The sequence below is a fragment of the Nitrosomonas sp. Nm51 genome, assembly GCF_900111165.1.
GTDB lineage: Bacteria > Pseudomonadota > Gammaproteobacteria > Burkholderiales > Nitrosomonadaceae > Nitrosomonas.
In genome coordinates, this window is the sequence record NZ_FOGH01000023.1 from 1 (window position 1) to 19,579 (window position 19,579).

The 19,579-nt window shown below is 49.0% G+C and carries 16 protein-coding genes; 6 read left to right on the top strand and 10 right to left on the bottom strand.

Annotation, left to right across the window (positions count from 1 at the left end; all coding sequences use genetic code 11):
- Positions 1-363: 363 nt before the first annotated feature.
- Genes alaS through recA form a run of 4 tightly spaced genes read right to left on the bottom strand, consistent with a single transcriptional unit; the run spans position 364 to position 4,809 of the window.
- Positions 364-2,955, bottom strand: coding sequence for an alanine--tRNA ligase (alaS, locus tag BMY60_RS09030; protein ID WP_090333107.1), 2,592 nt, complete (start codon positions 2,953-2,955; stop codon positions 364-366).
- A gap of 11 nt (positions 2,956-2,966) precedes the next feature.
- On the bottom strand, positions 2,967-3,317 hold the full coding sequence (locus tag BMY60_RS09035) for a hypothetical protein (protein ID WP_090333057.1): 351 nt from the start codon (positions 3,315-3,317) through the stop codon (positions 2,967-2,969).
- Positions 3,314-3,778 carry a recombination regulator RecX gene (recX, locus tag BMY60_RS09040; protein ID WP_090333058.1) on the bottom strand — a complete coding sequence of 155 codons (465 nt, stop codon included), beginning with the start codon at positions 3,776-3,778 and terminating at the stop codon, positions 3,314-3,316. Before recX ends, BMY60_RS09035 begins: the two co-directional genes overlap by 4 nt.
- Complete coding sequence (recA, locus tag BMY60_RS09045) at positions 3,778-4,809, bottom strand: recombinase RecA (RefSeq protein ID WP_090333060.1); 1,032 nt, start codon at positions 4,807-4,809, stop codon at positions 3,778-3,780. The genes recX and recA overlap by 1 nt, the downstream gene beginning before the upstream one ends.
- 255 nt (positions 4,810-5,064) lie before the next feature.
- On the opposite strand from recA, the gene adk reads away from it, so the two are divergent.
- The 3 genes from adk (at position 5,065) to BMY60_RS09060 (ending at position 9,365) form a co-directional block, all read left to right on the top strand.
- Positions 5,065-5,721, top strand: a complete 657-nt coding sequence (gene adk / locus BMY60_RS09050) for an adenylate kinase (protein ID WP_090333061.1) — start codon at positions 5,065-5,067, stop codon at positions 5,719-5,721.
- A gap of 177 nt (positions 5,722-5,898) precedes the next feature.
- A complete protein-coding gene (locus tag BMY60_RS09055; protein WP_090333063.1) occupies positions 5,899-7,158 on the top strand; it encodes a 6-phosphofructokinase in 1,260 nt (419 codons plus the stop codon).
- 149 nt (positions 7,159-7,307) lie between these two features.
- Positions 7,308-9,365, top strand: a complete 2,058-nt coding sequence (locus BMY60_RS09060; RefSeq protein ID WP_090333065.1) for a sodium-translocating pyrophosphatase — start codon at positions 7,308-7,310, stop codon at positions 9,363-9,365.
- A 333-nt stretch (positions 9,366-9,698) separates the two neighbouring features.
- Here BMY60_RS09060 and BMY60_RS09065 read toward each other — a convergent pair whose 3' ends face one another.
- The 6 genes from BMY60_RS09065 to def all read right to left on the bottom strand — a co-directional run bounded on the left by BMY60_RS09065 (position 9,699) and on the right by def (position 16,565).
- Positions 9,699-10,961: a sigma-54-dependent transcriptional regulator gene (locus BMY60_RS09065; protein WP_177166641.1), complete on the bottom strand. Its 1,263-nt coding sequence runs from the start codon at positions 10,959-10,961 to the stop codon at positions 9,699-9,701.
- 23 nt (positions 10,962-10,984) lie between these two features.
- Positions 10,985-13,141, bottom strand: a complete 2,157-nt coding sequence (locus tag BMY60_RS09070) for a sensor histidine kinase (RefSeq protein ID WP_090333068.1) — start codon at positions 13,139-13,141, stop codon at positions 10,985-10,987.
- A complete protein-coding gene (locus tag BMY60_RS09075; RefSeq protein ID WP_256250775.1) occupies positions 13,138-13,743 on the bottom strand; it encodes a DUF4390 domain-containing protein in 606 nt (201 codons plus the stop codon). Before BMY60_RS09075 ends, BMY60_RS09070 begins: the two co-directional genes overlap by 4 nt.
- Positions 13,744-13,749: 6 nt before the next feature.
- Positions 13,750-15,030 carry a 16S rRNA (cytosine(967)-C(5))-methyltransferase RsmB gene (gene rsmB, locus BMY60_RS09080; RefSeq protein ID WP_090333110.1) on the bottom strand — a complete coding sequence of 427 codons (1,281 nt, stop codon included), beginning with the start codon at positions 15,028-15,030 and terminating at the stop codon, positions 13,750-13,752.
- A gap of 19 nt (positions 15,031-15,049) precedes the next feature.
- Positions 15,050-15,982: a methionyl-tRNA formyltransferase gene (gene fmt, locus BMY60_RS09085; RefSeq protein WP_090333070.1), complete on the bottom strand. Its 933-nt coding sequence runs from the start codon at positions 15,980-15,982 to the stop codon at positions 15,050-15,052.
- Between the two features lie 79 nt (positions 15,983-16,061).
- Positions 16,062-16,565 carry a peptide deformylase gene (gene def, locus BMY60_RS09090; protein ID WP_090333071.1) on the bottom strand — a complete coding sequence of 168 codons (504 nt, stop codon included), beginning with the start codon at positions 16,563-16,565 and terminating at the stop codon, positions 16,062-16,064.
- A 102-nt stretch (positions 16,566-16,667) separates the two neighbouring features.
- Here def and BMY60_RS09095 point away from each other — a divergent pair, with 102 nt between their 5' ends.
- The 3 genes from BMY60_RS09095 (at position 16,668) to BMY60_RS09105 (ending at position 19,523) form a co-directional block, all read left to right on the top strand.
- Positions 16,668-17,705, top strand: coding sequence for a LysM peptidoglycan-binding domain-containing protein (locus BMY60_RS09095; RefSeq protein WP_090333073.1), 1,038 nt, complete (start codon positions 16,668-16,670; stop codon positions 17,703-17,705).
- 130 nt (positions 17,706-17,835) lie between these two features.
- The gene (gene dprA / locus BMY60_RS09100; protein WP_090333074.1) at positions 17,836-18,942 is read left to right on the top strand and encodes a DNA-processing protein DprA; all 1,107 of its coding nucleotides are present in this window, start codon (positions 17,836-17,838) and stop codon (positions 18,940-18,942) included.
- Positions 18,943-19,064: 122 nt separating this feature from the next.
- Positions 19,065-19,523: a Smg family protein gene (locus BMY60_RS09105; protein ID WP_090333076.1), complete on the top strand. Its 459-nt coding sequence runs from the start codon at positions 19,065-19,067 to the stop codon at positions 19,521-19,523.
- Positions 19,524-19,579: the final 56 nt, after the last annotated feature.

Below are 19,579 nucleotides of genomic sequence, written 5' to 3' on the forward strand. Positions count from 1 at the left end.
ACATGTGACAAAAAATACTCTTATAATCAATAAAGTGAGATACGGTGATCAACTGAAATGCTGAATTCTTCGGCTTTTTCGGAACAGAACAAATTCGCCTTGCCAGTAACTGTTTTTCTATTAACAGCTATTGTACAATCTGTTTTTAAAACAGAATTTTTCGCCTCAGATCGCGTTCTATGCGAAAATAATTTCGAAGACAATTTACGCGCGGTGCAAATTGCCCGTCTCGGCCATCGCAACAGGCCGTTACGGGCTAACTGTGTATGCTTTGTAAAGGAATATAGTTGTACAGCCACTTCTGCATTTTGGCGCAAAAACCTTGTCAAGCACTTTTTTCACTTTTTACGCTGAATAATTACCTTAAATTTTTCCTTCCACCCAACCCGCAACACTCTCCAATGCTGCAGGCAACTGATCCGGCTGTGTGCCACCCGCTTGCGCCATGTCCGGCCGCCCGCCGCCTTTGCCGCCGACCTGCTGGGCGACGAAGTTGACGAGTTCGCCGGCTTTGATCTGTTTGGTGAGATCATTGCTGACGCCCGCTATCAGGACGACTTTGTCAACATCAACGGCAGCCAGCACGATGACGCAGGATTTGAGCTTGTCTTTGAGTTTATCCAGTGTCTCGCGCAGCGATTTGGCGTTGGCGCCTTCGAGATTTGCGGTGAGCACTTTGACGCCTTTTATATCACGCGCCTGATCGACAAGATCGATACTTTGGTACCCGGCCAGCTTGGCTTTGAGTTGCGCGAGCTCTTTTTCGGTCTGCTTGACGTTGTCGATAATCTGACCGATTTTTTGGCTGATTTCCTGCGGGCTGGTCTTGAGCGTGTGTGCGATGGCTTGCAGTTGCGCTTCGCGTTGCTGTACGTAGTCGACGGCAGCCATGCCGGTGACCGCTTCGACGCGGCGGATGCCTGCGGCAATACCGGTCTCGCCAATGATTTTGAAAAAACCGACCTGACCGATTTGCGCGACATGCGTGCCGCCGCATAGCTCGGTGGAGAAATCGCCCATGCTGATTACGCGCACCACGTCGGCGTATTTCTCGCCGAACAATGCCATCGCACCTTGTTTGACGGCTTCGTCGTATTTCATATGACCGGCGGTGACTGGCCAGTTATGGCGGATTTGTTCATTGACCAGCAGTTCGACTTCACGGATTTCGTCGGCGGTCAGCGGAGCATTGTGTGAAAAATCGAAACGCAGCCGACTGGCGTCGACCAGCGAGCCTTTTTGCGTTACATGGTTACCAAGCACCTTGCGCAGCGCGGCATGCAGCAGATGCGTAGCGGAGTGGTTGTTGGCCGTGCTGGCGCGTGTGAGCGGGTTGACACGGGCCTGAACAGAATCCTTGACGACCAGCCGGCCGCTTTGCAGCAGTCCCTTGTGGCCGAACACATCGGCCTGGATTTTTTGCGTATCGGTGACCGCAAACGTGCCGTTTGCGGCCATTAATTCGCCGCTGTCGCCGACCTGACCGCCGGATTCGGCATAGAACGGCGTATGATCCAGCACAATCACCGCCTCATCGCCCGCTTCGATAAAATCGGCCGGCGTGCCTTCCTTGTAGATTGCCAGAATTGTACCTTCGTGCTGCAGCGCATCGTAGCCATGAAAAACGGTCTGGTCGCCGTTATACGCCAGTCCTTCGGTCATGGTGAATTTGTTGGCCGCACGCGCCTGCTCGCGCTGCCGCGCCATGGCTTTTTCGAATCCTGCGTTGTCGACGCTGATGCCGCGTTCGCGGGCGATGTCGGCGGTCAGGTCGAGCGGAAAGCCGAAGGTGTCGTACAGACGGAACGCCGTTTCACCGTCAAGCACGTTGATTTTTTTACTGAGCGCGCCTTCAAGCACTTGCATGCCGTGTTCTAGGGTTTCGGAAAACCGCTCTTCTTCCTGCCGCAGAACGCCGGCAACACGCTCTTTTGCTGCGGATAATTCAGGGTAAGCTGCACCCATGACGCTGTTTAGATCGGCAACAAGTTTATAGAAAAACGGCTCCTGTTGTCCAAGACGATAACCATGGCGGATAGCGCGGCGGATAATGCGCCGCAATACATAACCGCGGCCTTCGCTGCCGGGGATTACGCCGTCGGTAATCAAAAACGCGCAGGCGCGGATATGATCGGCGATGACCTTGAGTGAATTGTCTTCAGGATTCTGCGTGGCGGTCTCGCGCGCGGCTGCCTTGATCAGGCTTTGAAACAGGTCGATGTCATAATTGCTGTGCACTTGCTGCATCACAGCGGAAATCCGCTCCAGTCCCATGCCGGTGTCGACCGACGGTTTAGGCAGGGGGTGCAGTTTTCCGCCGCTGTCACGGTTATATTGCATGAATACCAGATTCCAGATCTCGATGTAACGGTCGCCTTCCGCATCGGCAGAACCGGGCGGTCCGCCAGCGACGTCGGGACCGTGATCGTAAAAGATTTCGGAACAGGGGCCGCAGGGGCCTGTATCGCCCATCTGCCAGAAGTTGTCCAAGGTATTGATGCGTACGAACCGCCCGGGATTCACGCCGATTTCATTCAGCCAGATATCTGCGGCCTCGTCGTCTTCGGCGTAGACAGTGACCCAGAGTTTTTCCTGCGGGATGTTAAGCGTGCCGGTCAGAAATTCCCAGGCGAATTGAATCGCGTTGCGCTTGAAATAATCGCCGAAGCTGAAGTTACCGAGCATTTCAAAGAAGGTATGATGCCGAGCCGTGTAACCGACATTTTCCAGATCGTTGTGTTTGCCGCCGGCGCGTACGCAGCGCTGCGAACTGGCGGCGCGCGTGTAGCTTCTCTGATCCTGGCCCAGAAATACATCCTTGAACTGCACCATGCCCGCATTGGCGAACAGCAGTGTCGGATCGTTAGCGGGTACCAGAGGGCTGGAAGCAACAATGGTGTGACCATGCGCTTCAAAAAAACCCAGAAATTTTTGTCGTATTTCGCTGCTTTTCATCGGTAGCATAATTATTCATATCGTTGCAATTCCACAACTGTCGTGCCCAGTGCCTCGCCTTTGATAATTGCAAGGTTATCGATGCGCACGCGCACCGTGATTGTTATGCCCATTTCAGGCAGGTTGTCGCCCGTGAGTATGATAATTTCACCGGTGCCGTCTTCCAGCACATAAGCTTTTAAATCGATGACGGGAATGCGCGTCGGGTCCTTGGTGACGCCTCTGAGCGTGACCGTTCTGCCGTCAAAGCTGGCCGGCGAAGCGTTGACCTCATGGATCGCCGTGATGCTGCCGGCATGCGCTGGCGCGCTCAATAGCAGCAGAAATAATCCGATTGTGATTACAGGAGTCATCAATTTCATTGTGCATCCTTTTCAGCCTGTAGCAATACCGTGCGGATAATGTCCGGCGAAAAACCCCGGTTCGTCAGAAAGCGCATCTGCCTGCCGCGTTCTTTAATGTCGGCGGGCGGTGTGCCGAACTTTTTTTGCCAGATTTGTCTGGCGGTTTCGAGATCGGTTTCTTGAAGATCCGGCAGCAAGCTGGCAATGTGTGCCGCATCGACGCCTTTTTCTTTGAGTTCGCGCACAATTCGCCGACTGCCGAAACGAGGGCGGCGCACTCGGCTGGTTTGTTCGGCAAAACGCCCGGTGGACAGGTAGCCCTGCCGTTCAAGCTGATCGAGCAATTCGGACAGCGCCTGCGGCGACTGTTCGTAGGCAGACAGCTTTTTCTCCAGTTCACGCCGGGAATATTCGCGCCTTGCCAGGTAGCGCAGTGCACGTGTTTCAAGCTTCGGTGTGTTGCTGTCCGGCGCGATCATTACTCTGCGTCTTTGGGTATCTGAGGCGAGCTGCCGGGATTGAAAATGCCGATCGCCTCGCGGATTTTCTGTTCGACTTCCTGTGCGATTTCGTGGTGCTCCTTGAGGTATTCGCGCACGTTGTCTTTACCCTGGCCGATTTTGTCGCCTTTGTATGAATACCAGGCGCCTGCCTTGTCAACTAATTTATGCTGCACCCCCAGTTCGATGATTTCGCTTTCGCGGGAAATTCCTTCACCGTAGAGAATATCGAATTCGGCCTGTTTGAAAGGCGGGGCAACCTTGTTTTTGACCACCTTCACGCGCGTCTCGTTACCGATAGTTTCCTCGCCTTTTTTGATAGCGCCGGTGCGGCGGATTTCGAGCCGGACGGATGCATAGAATTTCAGTGCGTTGCCACCGGTCGTGGTCTCGGGGTTGCCGAAGATAACGCCGATTTTCATGCGTATCTGGTTGATGAAAATTACCATGGTGTTGCTGCGTTTGATGTTTGCGGTCAGTTTTCTGAGCGCCTGAGACATCAGCCTGGCCTGCAAACCCATTTGCGGATCGCCCATTTCACCCTCGATTTCAGCGCGGGGCGTGAGTGCGGCGACAGAGTCAATGACGACGATATCGATTGAACTTGAACGAACCAGCATATCCGCAATTTCCAGCGCCTGCTCGCCATTGTCCGGTTGCGAGATCAGAAGCTCCTGCACGTTGACGCCGATTTTTCTTGCATACTGCGGATCCAGCGCATGTTCCGCATCGATGAAAGCCGCTGTTCCACCGAGTTTCTGCATTTCGGCAATTACCTGCAGGGTGAGCGTTGTTTTGCCAGACGATTCCGGACCATATATTTCTATCACGCGGCCGCGCGGCAAGCCGCCAACGCCCAGGGCGATATCAAGGCTCAGCGAGCCGGTGGACACCACCTGGATATCATTGGCAACATCGTTGTCGCCCATGCGCATGATCGAGCCTTTGCCAAACTGTTTTTCAATCTGGGACAACGCTGCGGCGAGCGCTTTGCTTCTGTTTTCGTCCATGTTTTTTCCTGTAATGAATCGGCAAATTATCGCATACTCAAGTCTGCCTGTTGAAGCCTGTTGTTTGCGAGCTGCTTTTATTTAATTTTTTTGATCCTAAAATAAAACAAGTCTCGAGTATCTTGCCAGCCTAAGCTATAATGTCGACCGGATATTTTTGCGACAGCGTGTTGCGTTTGCCTTTTAGCCGTCGATGATACGCATTTATCGCAGAACATACTGTATTGACAAAAGAAAGAAATAGGGAGAACAGCTATCCGAGTCATATTATTAGGCGGCCCTGGTGCCGGCAAAGGTACGCAAGCCAATTATATCAAGGAACATTTTGGTATTCCGCAGATTTCGACAGGCGATATGCTGCGCAATGCCGTCAAAGCAAATACCGAATTGGGCATGATGGCAAAAAAGATCATGGACTCCGGTGGTCTGGTATCGGACGATATTATTATCAACCTGGTTAAGGAGCGTATTGCCGAACCGGATTGTGTCAATGGTTTTTTATTTGACGGTTTTCCCCGTACTATCCCGCAAGCGGACGCCATGAAAGCAGCGGGTGTACGGATTGATTGTGTGGTTGAAATTGACGTTGCGGATGATGAAATCATCCGGCGCATGTCTGGCCGCAGAGTCCATCCTGCCTCGGGCCGCACCTATCATGTCATTTTCAATCCGCCGCAAGTTGAAAATCATGATGATATAACCAATGAGCCATTGATACAGCGGGATGACGATAAGGAAGAGACTGTCCGGAAAAGACTGGCGGTTTATCATGAGCAGACTGAGCCGTTGATTGCCTATTATTCCAACTGGTCTGAAGAAGGTACCGATGACGCTCCCCGTTATATCAAGGTCTCCGGTATCGGGAGTGTTGAGGAAATTCGTGACAGGATTCTGGCGGCATTAAAACGATAACTGCCGCACGCCTGACATCATTGTTTTATCGCATCGCTTTCAGGAAACAGCACTGCAACATTATACGAGTCATAGCGGTTGCATAAGACTTTTGTATATCTGTATTTTAATTAAAGGATTGAGTCTTTTGACAGTAGGGTTTTGCTTACGAGTTGATCAATCAGGAGAAATAGAGTTATGTCCATAAAAAATGCATTTTATGCCCAATCAGGTGGCGTGACTGCTGTGATTAATGCTTCGGCAGCCGGCGTCATTGAAACTGCGCGCCAGCATTCCAATAAAATCGGTAATGTCTATGCGGGCCGCAACGGCATTATCGGTGCACTGACCGAAGACTTGATCGATACCAGCATCGATTCGGCAGAGGCTATTGCAGCGCTGCGCCACACGCCATCGGGCGGGTTTGGTTCATGCAGGTACAAGCTGAAAAGCATTGAACAGAACCGCCGTGAGTATGAGCGTTTGATCGAAGTGTTCAAGGCACATAATATCGGGTACTTTTTTTATAACGGTGGCGGTGATTCTGCTGACACCTGTCTCAAGGTATCTCAAATTTCCGATACGCTGGGTTATCCGATTCAGGCGATTCATGTGCCGAAAACCGTTGATAACGATTTGCCGATTACCGACTGTTGTCCGGGCTTTGGTTCAGTTGCCAAATATATTGCAGTATCCACGCGTGAAGCCAGTTTTGATGTGGCCAGCATGGCCAAAACCTCCACCAAGGTTTTTGTGCTGGAAGTAATGGGGCGTCATGCCGGCTGGATTGCAGCGGCGGGCGGTCTGGCATCGAGCAAGGATTGCGAGATTCCGATTGTGATTCTGTTTCCGGAAATACCATTTGATAAAGCGAAGTTTCTTGCCAAGGTCGGCAGTTATGTCGAGGAATACGGCTACTGCTCTGTAGTCGTGTCTGAAGGCGTTAAGGGTGATGATGGTAAATTCCTGTCCGATCAGGGGTTGCGGGATGCTTTCGGCCATGCGCAACTGGGTGGTGTTGCACCGGTTGTGGCCAATATCATTAAAGATGGTCTGGGACTGAAATATCACTGGGGCGTGGCTGATTATCTGCAGCGCGCTGCCCGTCATGTCGCATCAAAAACCGACGTCGAACAGGCTTATGCAGTGGGCAAAGCGGCCGTTGAGTACGCGATCGCCGGTCATAACTCTGTGATGCCGACAATTGAACGCGTTTCCAACTCACCTTATAGCTGGAAAGTTGGCATGGCGGAACTTGCAAATGTCGCAAATGTTGAAAAAATGATGCCGGCTGAATATATCAGTGAAGACGGCTTCGGTATTAGCGAAGCTTGTCGCGAGTATCTTTTACCGCTTATAGAAGGCGAGGATTATCCGCCGTATAAAAACGGTCTGCCGGATTATGTGCGACTAAAAAATGTGGCGGTTGAAAAGAAACTGGAAGGATTTGAAATCTAGGCAGCTGAAAAGATGCATATAAACAACAAGTGCATATAAAATATGCGTCTTTTGTGCCAAGATCTTGGACAAGTATTTAATTATGTGGAATTATTGGGCCGAAATTCTACGTATGATTTTGGATGGTCTGACTTTAAGTGGAGTTCTTTATGTCTAACGGTTTAATTATCGCAATTGGTAGTGGGATTCTAGCCCTGATATACAGTGGTATATGGATCAGGGGGATTTACGCCCAGTCTACCGGTAATTCACGCATGCAGGAAATTGCCTCTGCAATACAGGAAGGTGCTTCAGCGTACCTCAATCGTCAATATACAACCATCGGTATTGTAGGGTTGATTCTGTTTTTGGCTATCGGCCTGGTATTGACATGGGATACCGCGGTCGGCTTCGCGCTCGGTGCAGTTTTATCCGGGGCGGCTGGATATCTCGGAATGAATGTTTCCGTTCAATCCAACGTGCGCACTGCGGAAGCGGCCCGTACCGGTTTAAATGAGGCACTTGCAATCGCATTTCGTGGTGGTGCAGTCACGGGCATGCTGGTTGTTGGTCTGGGTCTGCTGGGAGTTGCAGGTTACAGTGCCTGGCTGTTTAACGGTGCGGAAGCTGACACTCCGGTCAGTGAAGTGATTAAACCTTTAATTGGTTTTGCTTTTGGCGGCTCGCTGATTTCTATTTTTGCACGTCTGGGTGGCGGTATTTTTACCAAAGGTGCTGACGTTGGCGCGGATCTGGTCGGTAAGGTTGAAGCCGGCATTCCGGAAGATGATCCACGTAATCCCGCAGTGATTGCCGATAACGTCGGTGATAATGTTGGGGATTGCGCGGGTATGGCTGCTGACTTGTTTGAAACCTATGCGGTAACGATTATCGCGACCATGCTGCTAGGCGCATTACTCTTTCTCAATAACGATATGAACGCTGTAGTTTATCCGCTGATGCTGGGTGCGGCTTCAATCGTTGCATCAATTATCGGCTGTTACTACGTCAAAATGCAGGAGGGCGGAACAATCATGAAAGCATTGTACCGCGGACTTATTGTTGCCGGTGGTATTGCGTTGCTCGCTTATTTGCCCGTAACCGTCTGGTTTATGGCGGATATGTCACTTGAAGTCTCAGGTGTTGAGGTTGCCGGCGGCGCGCTGGTAATGCGTGTTTATCTGGCTGCTGCGATTGGCTTGCTGTTGACGGGTGCAATGGTCGTGATTACCGAATATTACACATCAACTGATTATCCTCCAGTACAGCATATCGCTGAAGCTTCTACCACCGGGCACGCTACCAATATTATTGCCGGCCTGGGCGTTTCCATGCGCGCGACCGCAGCACCGGTTTTGGCAGTCTGCCTGAGCATTCTGATGGCTTACTCGCTGGCCGGCTTATATGGCATTGCCATTGCCGCGACAGCAATGTTGTCAATGACGGGTATTATCGTTGCGCTAGATGCTTACGGACCGATTACCGATAACGCAGGCGGTATAGCGGAAATGGCGGAAATGCCTGAGTCCGTGCGCGCAGTTACCGATCCGCTCGATGCCGTCGGCAACACTACGAAAGCAGTGACCAAAGGCTATGCAATCGGTTCAGCCGGTCTCGCAGCACTGGTATTATTTGCAGATTATACGCATGGACTGGAGAGCGCGGGCCATATGTTGACGTTTGATTTGTCCAATCACATGGTCATCATCGGTTTGTTTATCGGTGGTTTGATTCCCTATCTGTTTGGCGCCATGTCGATGGAGGCGGTTGGGCGCGCTGCCAGTTCGGTGGTCATTGAAGTGCGCCGCCAGTTCAACGAGATTGACGGAATTATGGATGGCACGGCCAGACCCGATTATTCACGTGCGGTCGACATGTTGACCAAGGCGGCCATCAAGGAAATGATGATACCGTCATTACTGCCAGTGTTGGCCCCTTTACTGGTGGGCGTTTTGCTTGGGCCTCAGGCGCTTGGTGGTGTACTGATGGGTTCTATTGTGACCGGTTTGTTTGTGGCAATTTCCATGACAGCTGGCGGTGGTGCCTGGGACAATGCCAAGAAGCATATCGAAGACGGTAATTTTGGCGGCAAGAACAGCGAAGCGCATAAAGCTTCTGTTACAGGTGATACTGTGGGCGATCCGTACAAGGATACTGCCGGTCCGGCAATTAACCCATTGATCAAAATTATCAATATTGTGGCATTGATGATTATTCCGCTGCTATAATGATCTTCTGGCAAGTATAAAAAAAGCACGCCGCCACGGCGTGCTTTTTTTATACTTGCCAGGATAAAATTCTGTAACGGGTTGATTCATTAACCTGAATACTGCGCCAGTACGCTAGATCCTGGTCTGTAATTATGATGCCTATTGGTTCTCATGGACTCTAACGAAATACAGTTTGTACCCGCGGATCCACTTGCTGGCTTTTAACTTTCTCTACCTTGAATTGAGAACGTACATGCTTCCTATGCCGCAGAATAGCGGCGTCTCCAACTGCACGCTCAATTCAAAAAACAGTTCAGCGTTTAAACTCCAGCAGCTAATGCGATATCCAGGCTAACTTCCCCGGAGTTTAATCCCGAGCAGCTTGATCTTCCGGTACAAATGCGTGCGTTCCAGTCCAGCGCGCTCGGCAACGCGTGTCATATTACCGTTTTCTTCTTCGATCAGTTTCTCAAAATAAGTCTTTTCAAACAGGTCGCGTGCTTCCCGTAACGACAAGTCAAACGGAATATCAGGCACTGGTGAAGGTGCCGAGGTCGATTCCGGAAAAACCATTGCCTGCTGAACCATATCCGCGGTAATTTCATCACCTGTACAGGTTAACGCCAAAGAATGCACAACGCCTGTTAACTGCGTCAGATTGCCTGGCCAGTCATAATTACGCAGACAATTAAGTGCTGCGGTGCTAAATTGCAATACCGGCGAAACTTCGCCAGACTCGGTGAAACCGGACAGAATCTGATTGACCAGATCGGGAATGTCTTCGCGGTGCGCACGCAGTGACGGTATCCCGATAGTCAGCCCGCTGAGTGATTCATACAACTTGGTATTGTAATTGCCCTGCGTTGCCAGCTCGGCCAGCGGCTGTGATGTTGCGCAGATCAGCCGCACGTTATATTTGTCCAGTTTGCTCAATAGCAATAACAGCCCTTTTTGTGCCAATTTATTGGTCTCGCCAATATCTTTCAGAAACAACAACCCATCTCTGGCCTGTTCCAGCAGATCCAGGGGCTTTTCAGCTAAAATTGCCAGTGATTCCGGTTCTACCCATGGCGTATTGGGGTGATGCAGAAAATGTGCGCAAATCTCCATACCTACGCCGGGTTCACCCATTAACAGCAACGGTGTTTTCAGATTGGCGACTTTCTCCAATTTTTTTTTGAGATCGACGATCAGTGCGCCTTTACCCAGGCTAGCCAGCGAAAGCGCAGTTTGCTGTTTATTCTGGCTGCCGCGCATCGCCTTGCCGACAGTACCGAGCAATTTCTTGAGGGGGATGGGCTTTTCCAAATATCCGAATGCGCCAATACGTGTTGCTTCAACTGCGGTATCGATAGTGCCATGACCTGACATCATAATGACCGGCATAGTCAGCATGCCACTGCTGGCCCAGTCTTTGAGCAGCGTTATACCATCAGTGTCGGGCATCCAAATGTCGAGTAACACCAGATCGGGACGTGTTTGGTTGCGCCAGAGACGCGCCTGTTCGGCGTTCTCGGCCAGTGCGACGCGATAGCCTTCATCGCGTAAAATTTCAGATAGCAATTCGCGTATCCCGATCTCATCATCAACTATCAATATTGTATTATTTGTCATCATCGTTATTTTATACTTAGTCACTAGCCAAGTGACGTAAAATTTTCAGATACCGGCAGGGTAATAATGATCTGGGCGCCTTGCGGCTTCAGGTTTTCGATATGGATTGCGCCCGAATGCTCTTCGACAATTTTCTTTACAATCGGCAAACCCAGTCCTGTGCCTTTGGGCTTGGTGGTTACATACGGCTCAAAAACCCGTGATTTGACCTCATCAGAGAAGCCGCATCCATTATCCCGAATCGATAACTTTATACTATCTTGAGTAGCCTCAGTTTCAATTTCTATAACGGGCTTTTCAGTTCCGTTCAAAGCATCTTGCGCATTGAGTAGCAGGTTGTGAAATACTTGGCGCAATTGCGCAGAATCTCCAAGAATGGCTGGGAGATCGTCGGCCAGCTCCCGCTTGATGTGGATATGCGCATGCTTTTTACGGGTGATGTTACTGGAGTCGTACAGTGACAGGATTTCTCTGACCAGTTGATTGATATCGAGCTTGCGCATTTCGAGCGCTGGTGCGCGTGCATATTGATTAAACTCATTAACCATGCGTTTTAGTGCTTCCACCTGATTGACAATGGTTTCAATTGAACGCTGCAGAATCAAGGCGTCTTGTTCATTCAGTTTTTCAGCCAGTTTATGTTCGAGTCGTTCCGCAGAGAGCTGGATGGGAGTTAACGGATTCTTGATTTCGTGTGCAAGCCGGCGCGCGATTTCACTCCAGGCGACGGCGCGTTGTACTTGCAACAGACTTGTAATGTCGTCAAATACAACGACGCCACCGCCACCGGATATCGCCGGCAAGCGTGTGCCGCGTAATAACAATACTTGATTGTTGCCATCACTGGTGCGCGTTATTTGTCGTTGCCACATGCCTGCCTCACCTGAATTAAAGCCTGTTCGGATTTCTGCCACCATTGCACTCACCTGCGGTTCTTTTTCAACACAGCCATCAATGACTGAGCCGTCCAGACTGATTAGAGGCGCTTGCAGAATTTGCTCCGCGCTTCTGTTAGCTTTGATCAGGGCCAGATTTTCATCAAAAACCAATACACCGGACGATAAATTTGAAAGGATACTTTCCAGGTGTGCGCGCGCGCTCTCCACTTGATGTTGATTATATTGAGCGATGGCGCGCGCTTCTTCCAACTGTTGTGTCATTAAATTGAAGGATTCGGTCAGAATGCCCAATTCATCCCGGCTTTGCACCAGATGCCGACGGCTGTAGTCGCCCTGTGCAATTGCCTTGGTGCTTTCTGCCAGCATACCCAGTGGCGAGCTCAGATTTTCACTTAAAATAGAGGCGGTCGCCAGCGCAGAAAACAATGATAATAATAATGCCAGCGTCAGGGTTACGCTATACAGGCGGGTCAGGCCATGGCGCGATAGCGAAAGTTCCTGGTAATCCCAGTAGCCCTCCTGTACTTTTTCAGCATTATGCGCTAATTGCTCCGGAACTGGTTGCAATAACTGAAGAATCCGGATGTCGTCATCCAGGCTTAATACATTGACTGGTGCCAGAACGCGCAGGTACAGCCCTTTATCAGTAATCGGTTCGATGGCGCTATAGGATTTTTGCGTTCTGATGTGACGCATTACCGTACCACTGGGCACCTCAGGAAATAATGTCAGATTATTTTCGCTTGAGAATGCAATAACCTTGCCTTCTTGATTAAATAAGGTGGCTTCTTCTATCTGTGTCTGCAGTGTCAATTCACTGAGTGCGGACACTTGCGATGTCGATGGATCGGATAACGATAATGCGGCTGTTTTGGCTTTTTTCTGCAACTCTTCCAGTAAATTTTCCAGCATTGTCTGACCTAAATGCAAACCGCTTTCAAGTGCGCGGTCAACCTTGACATCAAACCAGGATTCAATACTCTTCTCAAGAAACTGAACAGAAACCGTATAGACAAGCGCTCCCGGTAAAATAGCCATTAAAGAAAAGATTGATAGCAAACGCAAGGCCAGTCTTGAGCCGAAAACGCCGGATTTGAGGCGCCGAATGAAGCGCCATAAGAGATAGCCGACAACCACGATAAAGAGCAGCACAAAGACAATATTAATGATTAACAGGAGCTGGTAGCGCCGTTCAAAAAAATCGGTATTCGCGCCGGCGGTTGCCAGCAGAAACAACATGATAGCCCCCAGCCCGGCGCCGATAATCAAGACATATTTCATTCTTCGCCGGATATGTGAAACGATTGACCAGATGTAGGCAGCGTCATTTGCCATTCCAGGCGATCGGAACTCAAGTTCCAGGCGCTGGAACCGAGGGCTTCAACCTGGAAAGGTTTGGGCATGCGTGTCAAATCAAGCCACAGTCTCAGTGTTGCGTGGTACTGAACATTGGGTTTCAGTTCATGATAGATTGTCAGTGGATGATCACGCAGTTGCTGCAATGCAACGAGTGCGTCTTTCAGTGTCGAGTAATTTCTCGAAAATGTATTATCGCTGAGAATATAGCGCCGTGTGAGTGCATGATAACGCAGGCCGGTTCGTGTTTTTATGCGCGCAACCTCTTTATCGAGCCAGTACCAGCGGGGTTCGACCAGTGTGAATTTGTTTACAAAATACAGTACAACGCCTTTTTCCAGCGCTTGTACCAACGTCGGATTTAATTCAATCGTGGAATCAATGCTTACGGAAAAACCGTCATCGACTGCAGCCAGCTTAAATGAGCGTACTTGAATACTGCCGTAGACCTGCGTACTTGCAACATGTAAACATGCCGCTGATAACAGACTGATAAAAAACATACGAATAAATTTGCGCCATTTCATGACAGTCTACTGCTTGTGTAACAGCGTATAAAAAAAACCGTCATGACAATTATTCGGTAACAACTGGCCATCGTGCAGTTCAGGTGCGGAAAGAGATATGTTTTGCGCATCGGTATGGCGCTGTAAAAATCGTCTGATCAGCCATTTGTTTTCTTCCATAAACACGGAACAGGTAACATATAGCAACTTACCATTTCTTGCTAAAGTTTGCCATAAAGCGTCCAAAATTACCTGTTGCTGCGAGACTAGTGCTTGTAAGTCGGTTTCACGGCGAAGCCATTTAATGTCGGGGTGACGGCATACAACGCCAGAAGCAGAGCAGGGTACATCGGCGAGAATGCGGTCAAATAATTTTCCGTCCCACCATGAATCCGGATCGGATGCATTTCCGCAAATGACTTGAGATGCATGCACTTCCAGACGCTCAAGATTTTGTTCGATTTGGGCAAGTCGGACGTTATCATGATCCAGTGCCGTTAACGATATGTCAGCCAATTCCAGCAAGTGTGTGCTTTTGCCGCCAGGCGCAGCACAGGCGTCAAGCACATGCATTCCCTGGCTAATATCGAGCAATGGTGCTGCTAGCTGCGCGCCGGCGTCCTGAATTGAAACCATTCCTTTATTAAATCCGGGCAGCGTGTCTACGCTGACAGGTTTTTTAAGTAATAAAGCGCCATGCCATATCCACGAGGATTCCATGCCTTGCTCTGTGAGTAACCGTTGATAGCCTGCGACGCTGATTTTTCGTTGATTGACACGTAATGTCATCGCCGGACGTTTGTTGCCGGTGCTCAAAATTGCGCGATAGTGTTGCGGATATTGCACGCGTAATTTACTGATCCACCACTGCGGATGGGAATAGCGGCCAGTTTCTTTTTTTTCCGCTTGCGCCAGCAGGGAGGCTTTTTGCCGTAGAAAATTGCGCAGCACGGCGTTGGCCAGACCCTGCAGCTTTTTACTTTGCGTCAATTTGTGCGCGGCAGAGACAGCTTGATTGATGATTGTATATGCCGGGGTTCTGCTGTAGAGCAGTTGATAAAGTCCGATTAATAGCAAACAGTAAATATTCTTGTCTGACGGTTTTTTTGTAAGCAAAATCGCCAGAATTTCGGTCAGCTGTCCGTAAAAACGTAATACGCCATAACTGCAATCCTGAATGGCACCTTTTTGCTGACCGGACAGCGTTGTATGTTTTTGCCAGCAATCGTGAAGTGTGCGGGTTAAGCTGTGACGACCGGCCAACACGTTGTTAACAACAGCAACAGTAATCAACTGTGTCTTAATCAATACCCCGTTAGTGGCTGTTCTAGGCCGGGCCAAAATGATTACCAGCAAAGATTTTCAAGCCGGCTGAAAAATCGGCTGCGGTCAGTTTTTTCCCGCCGGGTTTTTGAACGGTTTCAAGCCGCAGCAATCCTGAACCGCAGGAGACAATAATGCCATTCTTTTCTATTGCCATTATTTTCCCCGGCTGGTCGGATTGTCCTGGAACAGCTTTTGCCTGCCAGATTTTGATTTGATTTTCCTGAAAGGTGGTATAGGTACCCGGAGCCGGATTAAATGCCCGGATTTTTCGTTCAATTTCTAAGGCTGGTTGCTGCCAGTTAATGTTAGCTTCACTTTTTTGGATTTTGGCCGCATAACAGGCTTGCGATTCATCCTGCCTTATAGGAATTAGTTTTTTCTGCTGTAATAGACTCAGGGCGTTGACAATGCTATCTGCGCCCACCGTACATAGTTTGTCATGCAATGTCTGGGCTGTATCATCGGGTAATATGGGGATGCTTTTTTTTAGCAGCATGTCGCCAGTATCCAGCCCTGCATTCATTTGCATAATGGTGATGCCGGTTTCCTTGTCTCCAGACTGGATGGCCCGCTGGATAGGCGCTGCGCCGCGCCAACGGGGGAGCAGGGATGCATGAATGTTGAAGCAGCCGTAGCGTGGTATGGAGAGCACCGATTCTGGCAGAATCAATCCATATGCGGCAACAACCATCGCATCCGCGTTTACTTCACTGATTAATGCATGCCACGATGGATCTTTGAGCGTTGGTGGCTGTAATACTGTCAATCCATGCGTGTCGGCTATTTGTTTGACTGCACTGGCAGCCATTTTCATTCCTCTGCCCGCCGGCCGGTCTGGCTGAGTAAGTACCGAGACGATTTCGTGATCTGCTGTGATCAGTGCATTCAGTGCGGTCGCAGCAAAAACCGGTGTTCCCGCAAAAATGATTTTCATGGTGCTGTTTGTTTTTTATTTTTTTGTATTTAGGATTGAGTGCCGTTCAAATTGGCGCGGATTGAAAAATCAAGCAATATTACATTGCACTGCGTTGGTTCTTTTTTAATTTTGCCAAAACCCTGGATTGCTTGAATTTTGACCAGTATTCGACGAATACTTTACCTTCAAGATGATCCATTTCATGCTGAATACATACAGCCAGCAACCCTGTTGCATCGAGTGTAAACGGTTCACCTTCTGCATTCAGCGCCTTAACTGTAATCGATTCGGAACGTTTGACTTTACCATAAATGCCGGGTACCGACAGACAGCCTTCTTCGTACTCGAATGTGCCGTTACGCATAGTAATTTCCGGATTGATTAACACTTGTAACTGGTCATGCGTTTCAGAAATATCCAGCACAATGATGCGTTCATGGACGTCAATCTGGGTTGCCGCCAAGCCGATACCGGGGGCGGCGTACATTGTTTCGGCCATATCCCGGATCAGCTTACGCGTATCATTATTCACCGCGTCAACGGGGACAGCTATGGTATGAAGCCTTTTATCGGGGTACTGTAAAATTTTCAGAATAGCCATAAAAAATTATCTATTTTAACAAATCAAACGGTTTATATAGACCGTATCATTGACAAGTAATTCTATATTCATTGAAATTCTTTCCTGTCTCCGAGGTTATTCATGCGAAAGCATATTATATCGATAGTTCTGTGTCTCGGCCTGCTGACCGCTCTGTCTGCAAAAGCTGTTGATAATAGCATGTTAAGAAACGATGTTCCGAGCCGGTACCAAGTAGTTGAGGGCGATACACTATGGGACATCGCGGCACGATTTCTGAAGGAGCCGTGGCGCTGGCCTGAGATCTGGGGGCTTAACCGCGAGCAACTTAAAAATCCGCATAAAATTTATCCGGGTGATACGATAATTTTGCAAAAAACCCTGCAAGGGAACCGTTTGCAGCTCATTAAAGGTAAGGGAGGCCGGAGAACGGTTAAGCTATCACCGCAAATCCGCATTGATCAAACTAAATTAAACGCCATTCCCAGCATTCCTGCTGCCGTTATTGAACCATTCTTGAGTCAGCCGCTTGTTGTGGAAAAAAATGGTTTGGGGCTGGCACCGTATTTATTGGGCACAAGTGATAACCGGGTTGTGTTGAGCGCAGGTAATACAGTGTACGTCGCCAATATGCCTGACAATCTGGGTAAAGCATGGCAAATTTTCAGGACCGGCAAAGCATTGAGAGATCCGGATCGGAATAATCAGGTAATGGGGTTTGAGGCGGAATATCTGGGTAATGCCAGCGTTAAAGGGTTTGATGAAATCAGTACGGCAGTTATTACACATTCCACACAGGAAATTTTGAAAGGAGACAGGCTGGTTCCTGCCCCCGGACTGATTTTTAATAATTATGCGCCACATGCGCCCAATATTTTCGTCGACGGCCGTATAATTTCAGTGTATGGCGGAGTAACTGAAATCAGTAGAGGCGCTATTGTTACACTGAACAAAGGCATACGGGATGGTCTGGAAATGGGACATGTTCTTGCCGTATATCGCAGAAGCCAAACCCGTCTGCCTGATGGGAAAATGGTTGAGCTGCCTGAGGAGCGCACCGGGTTGGTGTTTGTATTCAGGGTATTTGATCAGCTGTCTTACGCACTTGTTGTTCGCGGTACGGGCACAATTAAGATTCTGGATGCGGTAAGAAATCCATAACCGGCATGGCAGCGTGTGTGTAAAGTTTTATTTGGTTTTCGTGTCAGGCTTGACAGCTGATCTTTATTACAGGAATACTAACAGCCTTGATATTCAGACAGACGACCGGATTTTTGCTTAAAGCAAACACATGAAACATGCAACCGATATTGAATCTTGGCTGCAACTTTGCCTTATTCAAGGCGTGGGCGACGAGTCTATCAGAAAATTGTTAGTTGCTTTCGGTTCGCCGGGGGCGGTTTTATCCGCCTCCGCAGCAGCGTTGGAGCGTGTGGTCAGAAAACCGATTGTCGGACATATCAAAAATGGCGCAAATTCAGATAAAGTTGCTGCTACGTTTTCCTGGCTTGAAGGTGCTGCAAACTCAGTCATCACGTTGGCAGATCATGACTATCCCGCGCAATTGCTGAGTATTGCGGATCCTCCTCCGATACTATATTTCAAAGGCAGGCGCGAACTTTTGAAGAAGAACGCACTGGCAATTGTAGGCAGCCGCAATGCGACACCGCAGGGATTATCCAATGCGGAGGCCTTCGCTGAATCAATCAGTAATGCTGGAATCAGCATAGTCAGTGGCATGGCGATGGGTATTGATGCCGCGGCGCATCGCGGAGGCCTGCGTGGCTCTGCGGCCAGTATTGCTGTTGTGGGTACTGGGCTCGATATTGTTTATCCCGCAAGAAATCGTTCACTTGCACATCAACTGGCGGAAGATGGCGCTTTGATTTCAGAATTGCCGCTCGGTACTCCGGCTATCGGCAAAAATTTTCCTAGGAGAAACAGGATTATCAGTGGTATGAGTCAGGGATGCCTGGTTGTTGAAGCAGCCATGCGCAGTGGCTCATTGATTACAGCACGTCAGGCATTGGAACAGGGGCGTGAAGTGTTGGCTATACCGGGTTCGATTCATTCTCCACTGTCAAAAGGGTGTCACGCCCTTATTAAAGAAGGCGCGAAATTGGTTGAAAGTATCCAGGATATTCTGGACGAATTGCGTTACCCAGTCATTGAGCAAAGACAGCATGCGAATAATACTGATGATCTAGATCCGCCGAATGAAAATATACGGCTGCTCAAGTGCCTGGGGCATGATGTGGTCGACGTGGATACGTTATGTGTGCGTAGCGGCTTGACGGTTGAGTCTGTATCCGCCATGCTATTAACACTTGAACTTGATGGTCATATAGCCAGTCTTCCGGGCGGGTGCTATCAAAGGATTGTTAAATCAGCGCCATAAAATTAAACGATACATGGTTTTTCTTTTATGTTGCAGTCGGGAAATTGATTTTCCCGTATTTTGTATTGGAATGTTGGGTCGATGTACGGCTGTAGATATAGATTATTTTTTGAAATTATATAATGTTTGATATATTGTACTATTTATTCGAAAATTACTTTGATTCAGGTAGTTATCCTGATTCGGAAACGTTGACGCGCAAACTGGCGATGGCAGGTTTTGATGACGAAGAGATTCATCAGGCGCTGGATTGGCTTTCGGAACTGGCCCGTCAAGACACCGGAAATTATCCTGCTTCCTTGGCAAAAAATGATTCATTTCGCTGCTTCAGTTCGCTTGAGATGGAAAAAATTGATACAGAAGGGCGGGGTTTTATTATCTTTCTTGAGCATTCGAAGATAATTAATCCGTTGCAGCGTGAGTTGTTAATTGATCGCGTTATTGCCATGGACGAAGATTCATCGAGTCTGGATAAAATCAAATTAATTGTTCTTACAGAACTGTGGGTACAAAATCAGCTTTCAGATGATGCAGTGCTGGAAAAATTATTAATTGTGAGTGACTCGCACTTTAGGCATTGAGTTTTTGCTTTTATGTTGCCAGTCATTTCATATGAGAAATTTGTTTTTTCAGTAAT

Bases quoted from the DNA above. Each gene is read 5' to 3' on its own strand.
- BMY60_RS09095 (WP_090333073.1), top strand. From the start codon at position 16,668: ATGCGAAAGCATATTATATCGATAGTTCTGTGTCTCGGCCTGCTGACC.
- BMY60_RS09105 (WP_090333076.1), top strand. From the start codon at position 19,065: ATGTTTGATATATTGTACTATTTATTCGAAAATTACTTTGATTCAGGT.
- BMY60_RS09060 (WP_090333065.1), top strand. From the start codon at position 7,308: ATGTCTAACGGTTTAATTATCGCAATTGGTAGTGGGATTCTAGCCCTG.
- recX (WP_090333058.1), bottom strand. From the start codon at position 3,778: ATGATCGCGCCGGACAGCAACACACCGAAGCTTGAAACACGTGCACTG.
- recA (WP_090333060.1), bottom strand. From the start codon at position 4,809: ATGGACGAAAACAGAAGCAAAGCGCTCGCCGCAGCGTTGTCCCAGATT.
- BMY60_RS09075 (WP_256250775.1), bottom strand. From the start codon at position 13,743: ATGAAATGGCGCAAATTTATTCGTATGTTTTTTATCAGTCTGTTATCA.
- BMY60_RS09070 (WP_090333068.1), bottom strand. From the start codon at position 13,141: ATGAAATATGTCTTGATTATCGGCGCCGGGCTGGGGGCTATCATGTTG.
- BMY60_RS09055 (WP_090333063.1), top strand. From the start codon at position 5,899: ATGTCCATAAAAAATGCATTTTATGCCCAATCAGGTGGCGTGACTGCT.
- BMY60_RS09065 (WP_177166641.1), bottom strand. From the start codon at position 10,961: ATGACAAATAATACAATATTGATAGTTGATGATGAGATCGGGATACGC.
- fmt (WP_090333070.1), bottom strand. From the start codon at position 15,982: ATGAAAATCATTTTTGCGGGAACACCGGTTTTTGCTGCGACCGCACTG.
- alaS (WP_090333107.1), bottom strand. From the start codon at position 2,955: ATGAAAAGCAGCGAAATACGACAAAAATTTCTGGGTTTTTTTGAAGCG.
- BMY60_RS09035 (WP_090333057.1), bottom strand. From the start codon at position 3,317: ATGAAATTGATGACTCCTGTAATCACAATCGGATTATTTCTGCTGCTA.
- dprA (WP_090333074.1), top strand. From the start codon at position 17,836: ATGAAACATGCAACCGATATTGAATCTTGGCTGCAACTTTGCCTTATT.
- def (WP_090333071.1), bottom strand. From the start codon at position 16,565: ATGGCTATTCTGAAAATTTTACAGTACCCCGATAAAAGGCTTCATACC.